At 43.6% G+C, this 13,000-nt stretch carries 7 protein-coding genes; all 7 read right to left on the bottom strand.

Annotation, left to right across the window (positions count from 1 at the left end; genetic code table 11):
* Nucleotides 1–8: 8 nt before the first annotated feature.
* The 7 genes from recD to BP27_RS0100800 all read right to left on the bottom strand — a co-directional run bounded on the left by recD (nucleotide 9) and on the right by BP27_RS0100800 (nucleotide 12,903).
* Nucleotides 9–2,093 (bottom strand): exodeoxyribonuclease V subunit alpha, encoded by a 2,085-nt coding sequence (gene recD, locus BP27_RS0100835; RefSeq protein ID WP_027849923.1) that lies wholly within the window; start codon nucleotides 2,091–2,093, stop codon nucleotides 9–11.
* Nucleotides 2,090–6,031, bottom strand: a complete 3,942-nt coding sequence (gene recB / locus BP27_RS0100830; protein ID WP_051610066.1) for an exodeoxyribonuclease V subunit beta — start codon at nucleotides 6,029–6,031, stop codon at nucleotides 2,090–2,092. Before recB ends, recD begins: the two co-directional genes overlap by 4 nt.
* Entirely contained in the window at nucleotides 6,024–9,539 is a 3,516-nt protein-coding gene (gene recC / locus BP27_RS0100825) for an exodeoxyribonuclease V subunit gamma (RefSeq protein ID WP_027849921.1), read from the bottom strand. Before recC ends, recB begins: the two co-directional genes overlap by 8 nt.
* A gap of 94 nt (nucleotides 9,540–9,633) precedes the next feature.
* Nucleotides 9,634–10,083, bottom strand: a complete 450-nt coding sequence (locus BP27_RS0100820) for a helix-turn-helix domain-containing protein (RefSeq protein ID WP_027849920.1) — start codon at nucleotides 10,081–10,083, stop codon at nucleotides 9,634–9,636.
* A 60-nt stretch (nucleotides 10,084–10,143) separates the two neighbouring features.
* Nucleotides 10,144–10,314 (bottom strand): hypothetical protein, encoded by a 171-nt coding sequence (locus BP27_RS17235; protein ID WP_160169811.1) that lies wholly within the window; start codon nucleotides 10,312–10,314, stop codon nucleotides 10,144–10,146.
* Nucleotides 10,311–10,634 (bottom strand): helix-turn-helix domain-containing protein, encoded by a 324-nt coding sequence (locus BP27_RS0100810; RefSeq protein ID WP_027847863.1) that lies wholly within the window; start codon nucleotides 10,632–10,634, stop codon nucleotides 10,311–10,313. The genes BP27_RS17235 and BP27_RS0100810 overlap by 4 nt, the downstream gene beginning before the upstream one ends.
* Before the next feature lie 304 nt (nucleotides 10,635–10,938).
* A complete protein-coding gene (locus tag BP27_RS0100800) occupies nucleotides 10,939–12,903 on the bottom strand; it encodes an acyltransferase family protein (RefSeq protein WP_027849918.1) in 1,965 nt (654 codons plus the stop codon).
* Between the last annotated feature and the right edge of the window lie 97 nt (nucleotides 12,904–13,000).

The following is a 13,000-nucleotide window of genomic DNA, read 5'->3' as shown; positions in this document are numbered from 1 at the left end:
TTGATCTATTAACTTGCCTGTAATCCACTGGCTCTTTCTACTTTTTTGGTTAAGGCGCTTTCTAGCACGCTTTCATCACTGTATATAAGGGTGAAGGCTTGGCTAGATCGGGTAATGCCTGTGTAAAGTAGCTCTTTGGTTAACACTGGGTTATCGGCTGAAGGTAGCACCAAGGCGGCGTGGGTAAATTCTGAACCCTGTGATTTATGGACGGTCATGGCAAAAACGGTTTCTACACCTTGTAAGCGACTCGGTAAAACCCAGCGCACACCGCCTTTTCCATCAGGGAAAGCCACTCTAAGCAATTTCTTGTTAGATGAGTCATCGCTAGCTGGCCACTCTAGGCAAATTCCTATATCACCGTTCATCAGTTTTAGGCTGTAGTCATTTCGTGTCACTAACACTGGGCGGCCTGAATACCAAAGCTGGGTGCCAGTCAGCAGGTCTTTAAACTTATCGACTTGTTTTAAAGCTGCCAGGGTCATTTCATTCAGCGCTTCTACACCCCAAATACTTCGCCTTACCGCAGTGAGTAGCTGGAATTCTCGGTGAGCTGCAAAAATTGCTAATGCCCAAGCATCTAGGTCTTCACGGTTTGCAGTGCTGGGTTTTTGTTCGATTAGGGTGGTTAAATAATGGCTATAGCCTTTCCTAACCAAACTTTTAAGGGGAACTAGTGGGTCTTGTTGTTCAGTGGCTGGTTTTTGATAATTGGGTTTAGCGAGTTTAATTAGCGCTAGGTTGGCTGTAGTGCTTATTGCTTCGTCTTCACGCTGATAGCTAGCAAACACTGCTTCTAGCTGCTTAGCAGAAGCTTGACCAGTATTAACCAATTCAGCCAGTTCACCTATGCCTGGGTAGGTATGAAAACGGTAGCTGTGCCGCAACATGCTGGTAGCTTGGGCCAAAAGACTACCTTCTTCATTAAGCATTTCACTGGGCAGTAGTTGTCCTGAATTTTCTTTTAGCCAGGTTTGTGTGGCTTGAGTGTAGTTGCCTTGGTCTGCATTTTGACAAAAATCACCCAACACCGAACCCGCTTCAACTGAGGCTAGCTGGTCTTTATCGCCCAGCAAGATTAAACGTGTTTCTGGCGTTAAGGCATCTAATAATCGCGCCAGCATTTCCACATCTACCATAGAAGCTTCATCAACCACTACCAAATCTGCAGCTAGCGGGTTGCCTGCATGGTGACGAAAATGTCGGGTGCCTGGTTGGCTACCTAAAAGGCGGTGCAGTGTTGAAACCTCGGTTGGTATATCTTTTCGGCAAACAGCCAAATCAGCAGGTAATTTCACCTGCGCTACACTGCCAGCCAAAGATTCACTCAGCCGTGCCGCTGCTTTACCCGTTGGTGCAGCAAGGCGTATTACTAAAGGTGTTTTTCCAGCCTGCATTTGCAGGCCTTGTAATAAAGCTAACAAGCGAACAACAGTGGTGGTTTTACCCGTGCCCGGGCCACCGGTAATAATCCCAAAACCTCTTCTAGCTGCTAAGGCGCAAGCGATTTTTTGCCAATCAATCGGCTGATTTTTAGAAGGTTTAAAGTCTTCAAACAGCTGGTCTAGCAGCAGGCGAGTTGCTTCTTTTGGTAAGTTTTGCTCTAGCTTTAAACGTGCTTGAATACTCTTGTGAATTTGTTGCTCGTACACCCAATAACGGCGTAGGTATAAAAAAGGTTTTTTTAAGCTGCCTGCCAGCACCAAAGGACTAGAATTACTAGCTGAATCGCTAGCGGCATTAGCTGTTCTTTTATCTGCCACGGCATCGGTGGTTAATAATTGCTCTACCCAACTGGCCAGTGTCCAGCCTTCTATTAGGTCCGTTAATTCATCTGCCACTTTAACTGCTTCTTCAGTAGTATCTATTCGCTCATCTTCTACTAACTGCAGTTCTGGTTGCTGCAAAACGGTTTGTAAATCTAAACATACATGGCCATGCCCATTACGCTCACTCACCAGCGCCGTTGCTAAAAGTAAAGCATCACTGGCTTGGGGTATTTGTTCTTTAATAAAGCGTGTTAAAGCCACATCCAGTAAACGTAAAGCGCCTTTTTCCGCCCAGCTTTCTAGTTGAATTATTAGCTTGCTCATACCAAAACTCCTTGTTGCTCTGAGTGAGCTCCTGCTAATAGTGCATCTAGTTTTTCAATTAGCGCCTTGGGCGGCTTATCGCAAAACAAGCCTTCACTCAGCTTGGCATTCATGCCCCGTAAAAACACATAAATAGCCCCACCTACATGCTGGTCATAATCATAGTCTGGCAAGCGGGCTTTAAGCAGGCGATGCAATGCCACCAAATAAAGTACGTATTGCATATCGTAACGGTGCTCTAAAATCTGCTTGAGCATGGCTGCTTGGGTGTAGTCGCTATCGCTAAATCCTAAACGGTTTGATTTCCAATCAATCACGTAATAACGACCATCATGTTCGGCAACCAAGTCAATAAAGCCTTTTAACAAGCCGTTTAAATAATTGGGTTTAGCAACTGGGCGGCTAACTTGTTCTAGGGTATTTTCTCTAATCAATTTATCTAAGGTCAGGGTATTTACCTGATGGCTTTCTAGCATAAACTCTAGCTCTACGGCTAGTTGTGCAGGCTTTAAATCACTCAATGAAAAGCTAATAGCCTTACCTTCTACATCTTTGCCCAAAGCATCTAGCTGCCATTTTTTCTGTACAAAGCTAACCAACCAACCCCAAAGCGGTTCGTAGAAGTTTTCAATATTGCGCTTGTCACAGAAGCGTTTAAAGGCTTCTTGGCTAGCCGTATTTTCAGCAATCACTGCGGCAAAACCTTTTATTTTTTTGCCACTTGTAGGTTTATATTCCTGAATAGCCGCCCACTCTAAAACACTGTGCAGCAAGGTTCCCCAAACTGCGCCAGCTGGGAAGTGGTGCATTACATTCACATCTGACATAGGCCCTAGGTCTTGTTGGGGTTGAGCCTCTGCTATTGGTGGAGGTTGAAAGGTTTTTATTTCTTCATCTCTTTGATCTTCTCGTGGAGTTTCTGCTTCTTTATCTGGTGATGCTGGTAGCATTAAATTATCTGCAACCTCCTGGGTGCCTTCTATTATTTGACCATTAACGGATTGAAATTGAATCGCTGAATAACTGGCAATCCACCAGTTGGTTAGGTCTTTTAAATTAGGCGCAGCAACGGCTTTGTCTAGCTCTAATGCATCATCTGGTTCTAATAAGTGAGGGTGCATTGCAGGGGCTGCTTGGCGTACAAGATGCAGTGAAGTTGCAGCCAACTGTTTAAGTGCCTCTTCATAGGCAGTTGCATCAGCAATAGGCTGTCCAGCATTTAGTAAATAGCCTAAAGCAGAACGTTCAACCTGGGGCTTTTTAGCATTACCCGATTTTAAAGCTGCCACACCTAACCAAAGTGCATGGCTAGCACGGGTTAAAGCCACATATAAAAGACGCATATCTTCGCTAATACGTGCATCATTAGCTGCATCCCAAGCGGCTTTAAAGGTCTTATTGCCTGCTAGCTCCTGATATTTGCCCGTTTCTAGTTGGTAATCCACTTCACGTGTATTGCCATCAATATCACGCCAACTGCCAATAAAGGGTAGTAAAACTAAAGGATATTCCAGCCCCTTAGATTTATGAATAGTAATCACTTTAACCCGCTCAGCATCGCTTTCTAAGCGTAATAACTGTTGCTGATCACCAGCGTCTAAATATTCTGCTAAATGACGAATAAGCGCCTGCTCACCATCCAACTCAACACTGGCTTCTTGAAGCCATTCGGCTAAATGCAGCAGGTTAGTTAAGTGGCGCTCACCATCTGGGGCTTGCATTAAACGGGCAGGCAGTTGGTAGTGTTGTAAAAGTTGCTGCAACATAACCAAAACACCCTGCCTTTGCCATTGCCAGTGCAGCTGCTGAAAAAGCTCCATCTGGGCTTCCCAAGCCAGCTCATCTTCTTGCCAGCCAGCTAGTTGTTCTAGGGGTAAATCAAGGCTGTTAGTTCCTAAAGCGGCTTTTACTAAACGCTCATCCAAAGGATTGGCGCAGGCATATAACCAGTGCAGCATATCTTGAGCTTCTTGGCTGGAAAACAATGATTCTCTATCAGACAAGTAAACACTGGGCACTTGGCGTGCTTGCAAAGCTTCACGCATAGCTTTTGCCTCGGTGCCAGTACGCACCAAAATAGCAATATCAGCAGGCTTAAGTGGCTGGGTTATTTGTTTATCTTTACCAAAGCCAGCCTTACCTTGCTTAGCCGCCATTAGCCAATCCACAATTTCACTAGCGGCACTTGCTGCGGCTAGTTCTCGATAACGGGTAATAGCTAACGACTGGTCTTCATCTTCTTCTGGACTGAAATACCAAAAGGTTAAGGGTGCAGCTTCACCGCTTGGCAAATACAGCTGCTCATCCCGACCTTGGGCTTCGACCGCAACAAAAGGAATGGGGTTTTTATTTTCTTCTTTAAAACGAAAGGCCGCTCGGTCATAACTTTCTGCCTGCTTAAACAAGGCATTACAAGCTTCCACTACACCTTGGGTAGAACGGAAATTCTTTTTCAAAGTATAATGCCGCCCTTCGGTTGCGGTGCGAGCTTGTAAATAAGTATAAATATCAGCACCACGGAAGCTATAAATGGCCTGTTTAGGGTCACCTATCATAAATAATCCACTAGCAGCACTATTTGTTTCTAACTGGTAGATACGATCAAAAATTCGATACTGAATAGGGTCTGTATCTTGAAACTCATCTATCATAGCTATAGGAAAGCGTTCTTTTAAAACAGCGGCAAGGCGCTCGGCTGAGTCTTTGGCTAGTTCTGGATCTAGGGCTTTATCTAGCTCTACTAGCAAATCATCAAAGCCCATTTCAGCACGCTGTTTCATGCGCTTATTAAACTCAGCTTTTACCCAAGGCAAGGCATGGGCAAGCACCGCTGCCTTTAAAGGCAGTTCGGGCTGCTCAATATTTATCGCCGCTGGTTTAGCTTGTTCTAAAAGGTCTTTTAAAAGCTGAAAAGCTTCCAGCGAGTTTTCCTGTTGGAAAGGTTTGTTTTTTACAAACTTAAACTCACCAGCAGCAAAGTTTTTAAGCAAGCTAGGTTGCTCGGCATTATTAGCTGCCCAAGCATAAATTTCACCAAGTAGCTTAAGATAGTCTGCTTCAGAACCACTTTTATGGCTTCTAGCATTTAAACTGCTACGCAATTCTAACAAGTGCTCTTCAATGGTTTGCCAGTTATTAACCCAATGGGCTTTAACTTCTGCTTCAAAGGCTTGGCGTTTTTCAGCTTCTACCGCAAAGGCTTGTGCTGCTTCATCTTTAGCTTGTTGGTAAGCCCCCTGCGCTGCTAAATGGGGGGTTAAGTCGGTAACTTTCAGCACTTCGCCTTTAAAAGTTACACCTTGGCTAGAGGCTTTTAAAAGGTTGCGAATGGCAGTTAATAGCTCAGCAGGTGACTTAAGTTCATCACTAATTAACCCAGCGGCCATTTCATCTAGCGGGTAAAAATGCACCCGCCAGTAATCTCGAACGACCTGTGCTAATAAATCTTCAGTGTCTGTAACTAGCTGGCGGTTAAATAAACCACGCGTATCAAATGCTTGCTCAACTAAAACCCGATTACACCAGCTATGAATGGTTGAAACTCGTGACTCATCCATACCTTCAGCAGCCATTTGCAACTTCCAGGCGCAGGTATTCCATTCTTTAGGGGAGTAATCTTGGCGAAGCTTTTCAAGTGGGTCGTTTGCATTAGCAACGCCATCACGAAAGTAAGCGGCTGCTTCGACCAAGCGATTACGAATACGGTCTCTCAGTTCTTCTGCCGCCGCATCGGTAAAAGTTACTACTAAAATATCTCTAGGGGTTAGTGGTCGATTAAATTGCGTTTCTTTAGTGCCATGCCCTAAAACTAAACGCACATAAAGCAGTGCCAAGGTAAAGGTTTTACCCGTACCCGCACTGGCTTCGATTAAGCGGCTACCCCACAAAGGAAAAGTTAAGGGGTTTAGCTGGCTAGTTGTTGCAATAACCTTACTCATTGGTTTCAGCCTCCTGCTTAGAGCTAGTTAGAATGTCCATTAAAGGTTGATAAACACCCTGACTTAATTCAGTAAAGAGCGGCTCTTTTTGTAAACTGGCATAGCTCGGCCAGAAACGCACAAAAGCTGGGTGGTCACTTACTTCACCTGCAAGTCTCTGATTACCTTCATAGGTATCCCAAGGCTTGCCTTCTTTATCTAAAAAATCAAAAGCTGTTTTACAAGGTAAAGGCAGTAGCTGGCTCATACCTGAGCGCCAAGCAGCGAGTATTTCTAGCAACAACTTTTCTGCCTCTTCTGCTTCAAGTGTTGGCATTACTAAGTCGGTGTCAGGTCCAAGTACTCGCGTTTGGGTAGCACCCGTTAACTGAGCAAACAAGTGCGCTGGCCACTGGCGAACTAGGTGATACCACTTATAGCTCTTACCTTTATGAATTCGACTGGCTTGCACTACTAGCCGTAACCTTTCACCAGCTGCATTGCAACGCAAATCGCTTAGGCTGTCTTCAAGTAACAATTTACCTTGTTCATCGGTTAGCTCTAAACGGACTAGTTGTGGCGCTAAGGCTTGTGGGTAATCTTGCAGCAATTGCTTATAAGCTTCTAAAGGCAGCAATAAATCTTCTTGTAAGTCATAGCTTTGACTCTGAGCAAAAGGCGGTACAGCTAAGTCACCACTACGCTCAATTTTTGCTGCTGTTTCTTTCAACAATAGTGAAATTGGCTGCTCTGGCTGTAAAGCTAAGGCTTGGGTAATTTGCTCAATCATTTTATTTTGCAAAGACCAAACTTCTAACCCATTTAAAGTAAAGGCTTCCTCATCCTCTAAAGTTTCATTTTGGTTATACCAGTTCACACCCAACCGCTGAGTGTAAAAGGTTTTAACTGGGTGACGTAAAAAAGCAGCTAACTCTTTAAGGGTGACAGGCGCTTCAGCTTGCCAAGGTGGCAAGTCTTGCTCAACTTTTTCTGGAGACTCATGCAATCGTCGCCATTCATGCGCATAGGTAAAAATTTGCGGCAACCTATTCGGCATAAAATACTGACGACTAAAAGCTTGCAAGGAGTGTTCGGTGGTTAAATCTTCTAAATTCAAATTCCAGCCAGCGGCTAGGTGGTCTCGCAGTTGCCCAACCAATACGGAGGCAGGTCGGGGGGTATTGTCTCGAATACTACGACCTATCCAGCTGATGACCAGTTTTTCTCGTGCTGAAAGCAGGGCTTCTAAAAATAAATAACGGTCATCTTCACGGCGAGAACGGTCGCCTGGGCGGTAGTCTTTGGCCATTAAATCAAAGTCGGCAGGGCGTACACTGCGAGGGTAATCGCCATCATTCATTCCCAGTAGCCATACTTGTTTAAAAGGTATCGCTCGCATAGGCATTAGAGTTGCAAAGTTGATTGAGCCACCTAAAAACTTTTGGGTTAGGGTGGGCTGGTCTAAAGCACTGAGTAATTCTTCTGCCACAACTTCAAGCGGTAATTCTTGTTGATTAAGGCTGGCGTGTTGCCAAACTTTTTCTAAGTTTTCTAACTGGTTTTCTAAATTCACTAAAGCCCAGCCATCGGCTTGGCTGGTTTCTACAAAAAAGCGTTGAGTTAGATTGGTAAAGGTGGTTAGCCAGGCCGCTGGCGTGTGCTTTTTTTGTAGCTCATTAAGAGTAGTTTCTAAATCGTTTAATAACTGTGCTAGCGGGCCTAACAAGGCGGCTTCTAAACCAGCAACTTCATCGTGAGGTTCTATGCCTTGCCAAGACTCACTTGCACCACTAGCAAAACCCAGCAATAGACGACGTAAACCAAACAACCAAGTATTTTGTTCTTCTTCGGGTAAGCCTAAATCACCCCGCTGCTGGGCATTTAAGCCCCAACGGATATTAGCGCCTTGTATCCATTCTTTAAGGCGTGGTAGGTCGGCTTCTTCAAGTTGATAGTTTTCGCGTAAGGCAGGGGTGTCTAATAAATCGAGCAGCTCACTAACCGCAAAACGTGAACTAGGTAATTGCAGTAGTTTTTCTAGGGCAATCAATAAGGTGTTCTGCCCACGCTGGCTTTGGTCGGTAATATGAAAAGGTAAAAAACGTGGGTCTCTTTCTTCATATTTACCTGCGTAACGCCCAAAGACTGCCTGAATGTGCGGCGCATACACATTAATGTCTGGTACCATCACCAGCACTTCTCTGGGTGGCAGTTCTTTACCTTCTTGCTGGGCTTTTTCAAAAGTAGCTAGCAGTTGGTCATGCAGAATTTCTACTTCACGCTGGGCGCTATGGGCAACTAAAAACTGCAGGCTGGTATCTTTTTCAGGGTCGATTGGGGTGTTAAGTTCTTGGCGTTCTTTTAATGGCCGCAGATTATAAATATCCGATTGCAGCTGGTTTAGTAAGCTGTTGCCTTCATCAAGCGGGTCACGGTAAAGGTCGATACTGCGTTTAATTGAGGCTAGTTTTTCACGGTAGCTATCGGGTTCGTCTTGTTCATCTAACAGGTGTAAATAGTCACGTCCTTGTTTACCCCAAGAAGCTAATAAAGGGTGGCCTTCTAGGTGTAAATCTTCCGGGTTAAGGTCGGCAGAAATTTTGCGTTCGCTAATGCGCTTGTATTCCCGCTTCAGCAGTTCTTTGCCTTCTACTAAATCGCCCCAATAATGCTGACAAGGGTTGCTGGCAAATACCATAATTTGTGTGAAAGGTGCTAAAGCATGTAGCAGGTCTAGGGTTTGGCGTGGCAGGGAAGAAATACCAAATACCAACACCCTGCGGGGTAAATCTTCAGGGCGGTTTTCTGGCGTATAGCTTTCACATTTTTTAATCACAGCTTGGTGAATAGTGGCGCGGCTAGCCCTTGCCCAAGGGCTAGTAGCATCGGGCAAGTCGGTATCTTGCTGTACATCTTCTACTAATAAACGCCAGACGACTGCTTGCCAAAGGTCGGCTGTTTCTAGTGGTTTAACTTGGCCTTTTGCAGTAATTAAGCTGTTATTATTTTTTTCCCAAGCCTCTAGCCAATCGGCACGGTACACCTGATATTGGTCGTATAAATCGGCAAGGTTGGCGGCTAGCTGGTGTAAACGGCGGGGGTCGGTATCTTGGTTAAGAAAGCCTTTTAATGGCTCTAGTTCTTCAAGGTTTTCGCCCAGTTTTTGCACACAAGCTTCTAAAGCAGGCCAGTCACCTAACAGGCGGTAAAGTCGCCAAGTTAAGGGGGCTTTGTCGTAAGGGGAAATCTCGGGTAATTCATCAAAAACACTGCGGTAAGCCTGCCACAAAAAGCGCCCGGGTAAATCTACCTTCATGGCTGCAGCTATTCCACAACCCCCTTGGTCTCTGGCTAAAGCCATTTTAAGCCACTGAGCAATACCGTTGCTTTGCACTAAAATGCATTCATCTTCTAACGGCTTTAGTGGGTAGCTGGTAATCCATTCGCTTAGCAAATCACGCAAGTCTTCCAAGCGATTGCCTTGCAACAGCATAAAGCCAGGTTCTAAAGGGGACAGTGTTGAGGACATAAGACTTCCTTTAAGTATTTTTATTTATCCATTAAACCAGTTAGAAACGACAAAGTAAGTCGCTGGCTTTTGCTTAGATAGCAAATTTAAGGTTTTAACCCATACCAAGCTCTTGGTCTAGAGTGCTTAATTCATCTAATACCTCTAACCGCTTTGCATCTAGGGTGTTTTTATATTCCATCACATCCACAAAAGCGACTTTTCGACGATTGCCTTTGCGGTTATAGGGTATTTCTTTGTTATCTAATAATTTTATGAAAGTTGGGCGTGACATATTCAACATATCTGCCGCTTCCTGTGTTGTTAGTTCTGCATGAACAGGAATTATATTAACGCTATTACCTTGGCCTAGCTGAGTTAAAACCTCAACAAGTAGCTTTAATGCACTCGATGGTATTTCTATCTGGTGGCTCTTCCCATCTTTTCCTAAGACCTGTAATTGCTGTGAGTTGCCGGTAGTTTTCACTATCGCAGAAAGCTCTTGGCTGCTCATTTTTGCCAAAACCATCTCTTCAGGACTTGGTAAGTTTTGTATATTTTTCATCTTTTCGACCTCCTAGTGAAACATTTCAATTATTTGAAATATTCGCAATAAAGTCAATATTTAAATTATTCGAAAAGGAAATGTAGGGTGAGTAATTAAGCTTAAGGTAGGACGGCTTAAGTTTTCTTTAAACTCTTCAGAAAAACTAAAAACATTTTTGCCATTTTGAAAGCCAGCCAAATAACCAACTAGCTGGCCATGTAAGCTTAACTTAAGAACTGTGACTTTCACTCACTATCTCCCAACAAGCCTTGCCATGGGTCATCTGCTAGCGGTAACGAGTTTTCATAATGCTGGCTAGGCTCGTGTTGTTTTTGATTTAACACCGCCATTACCTCGCTTAGTTTTTCTTGTGGAATAAAAACCACCTGACCATTTAAGCCTTTGGCAACTAACTCTAGCGTATCTAATCTTGGATTACCTTGTGATTCTAAACGCTGATACTGCTGACGTGACATACCAACACGCATCAGCATATCACTCTGTTTTAAACCCAATGCAAGTCGCCTTTGTTTAAGCTGCTGGTGTAGTGAACCTAACTTTGTAAGCATATAAGTTGCCTCTTGACATATAAGCAACACATTAGCTTCTTAATGCAAGCTAAGCAATAGATTAGTTGCTTTACTTGAGGGTAGGTCAAAATAGTTGCAAGTAAGGGGTGGGAAGTGCAGGTATTTATTTTGTTTAAGGCTTAGGGGCTGTGCTTCTAAGCTGCGCTGGCTAAAAAGAACAACTCGCAAGCAGGCTTGCTCAAACAGGTTCTTTTTTAACGCCTTGCTTAGCAAGAAGCGCAACGCCCCACGCCAAATTCACAAAACAAACAACCTGCTGCTTGTTGGGGTGGAGCGCTAAAACTTAGTTGGCTTTGAACACTTCTTCAAACATAGGTACTAAGAATTTATTACCGTATTCGCTAAGGTGGTCATCGTCGTAATAGAGCGGTCTGCCATTTTTAGAACCATAACAATAGGTATCGTCACACAAGTAGGGTAATGGGTTAAGAATTTTCACACCGCACTTTTCTGCTGCTTCATCTTGCATTGCCCAAGTAAAAGTATGCCTTTTATAATACTCATCAAGCGTTATTTTTACGTCTTCTGCCTTACGACCAAACATCATATTTTTAGCTAAAGTATTTGGAACATGCTGAACAACCTCTGGTATAGGGCGAGTTATATATACAGGATTACGTTCAGCCATTTTGCAGGTTGTTTCTATAAAAGCATCTCTAAACTCCATCATAAAAGTTTGATCAGCATGGTTTTTAGGTACCTTATTAAAATACCCCGTTGGTTTGCTATCTGAGTCTTCATTTGGCCCCATAAACTGCCCTGTAATTCTTGTTACATTAACAATCGGAACACCTGTGTTAGCAAGCTTGGGAAGCTCAAAATCTAATAATTTATTGTTAAAATCATAGCACTGACTGTTCTCAATACTCTTAAGATTTCTTACTGGCCTGCACCCGCTTTTACCTAAAAATAATGAGCTTTTGTCAAATAGTTGTCCTGCTTTTTGTAAGGCTGTGATGGTTGCCATAGCATGGCTATCACCTATCATAATTGCTCCTAGTGCACCGCTACCATAAATACAGCTAGGTGAAACTTGTTCTTGATTAGGAGCACACTCAGAAGCTCTAGGGTCTTTATTCTCTGCTTCTGCCGCAGCTATCTCTACTGCTTCTGGCAGCCTACCTTCAAAGGTAAATAATCTAACGCTGACTGCACTTATGCCTATCACTAAAGCCAATAGGGCAAAGCTGGCAAATTGTTTGCTAAAACTTAGCTTAACTAAACCTTTTCGGGTTGGGATTTCTATCAACTTATAGCTTAAATGGCCTAGCACTAGGCTTAGTGCAAAAAAGCCGGTTATCCATAACCAGTCACCTTGCAAGCCTGCAAAATATAAAGCCACCACTAGCGGCCAGTGCCATAAGTAAACCGAGTAAGAAATATTGCCCAGCCATTGGGCAATAAAGTTACCCATTAGCAAGGTGTTGTTTTGTGCTGCCAAAATAATAAGTGCCGTACCCGCCACTGGTAAAAGCGCCCAACCTGAAGGCCAAGCTAGGCTACTGTCTATAACCACAAAACTAATCAGCCATAAAATTAAGCCAATTAAATAAAACAGTTTGTTTTGCTGGCTGGTAAAACTTTTGTTTTGGCTTAAGAAGTAAACTAAACCACCAGCAGCTAACTCCCAACCGCGAGTAGGTAACAAGTAAAAAGCGGCAACTGGCTTCCAACTGCTGGCTAAAATACTCAGAGCTAAAGACGCTAAACCTAGAACCACTAGGCAGTAAAAAAATACTTTTAAACTGGGTTTTAGCTTCCAAACAACTAACGCAAAAATTGGAAACAATAGGTAAAACTGCATTTCCACACCCAAAGACCAGGTATGCAGCAACCATTTTTCGTGAGCAGCGGCATCAAAATAACCAGCAGAACGCCAATAATGAATATTCGATAAAAAGCTTAATGAGTAAGCCGATTGCGCCCCCAGCGTTTGGTAGTCAGGCGTTGGCAGCCAATACCAGCCCAAAATTAATAACACAGCAATTAGAGCGGCTACCGCAGGCACTATGCGTCTAAAGCGTGCCATATAAAACTGCCAAATAGAGAAGTTATTTTTGGCTAAGCCTCTGGCAATTATTCCTGTCATTAAAAAACCAGAAATAACAAAGAAAATATCCACGCCTATAAAGCCAGCGCTAAAGCCGGGTACTTTAAAGTGGAAAAGTAAAACGGCTATTACAGCCCAAGCACGCAGGCCGTTGATATCGTCTCTAAAGGGAGTTGGTTGGTTTTTTGCTGCTGTCATTTTTTTGTCCGTTAAAAAATTCACAGCAGTTTAACCGGAATTAACTACTTTGTTCAATTTTGTTAGCTGGAAGTAAATGACTGCATTTAATTTGCTT

The sequence above is a fragment of the Marinospirillum insulare DSM 21763 genome (assembly GCF_000686905.1).
Lineage (GTDB): Bacteria > Pseudomonadota > Gammaproteobacteria > Pseudomonadales > Halomonadaceae > Marinospirillum > Marinospirillum insulare.
This window is presented reverse-complemented; position numbering and strand designations above follow the sequence as displayed.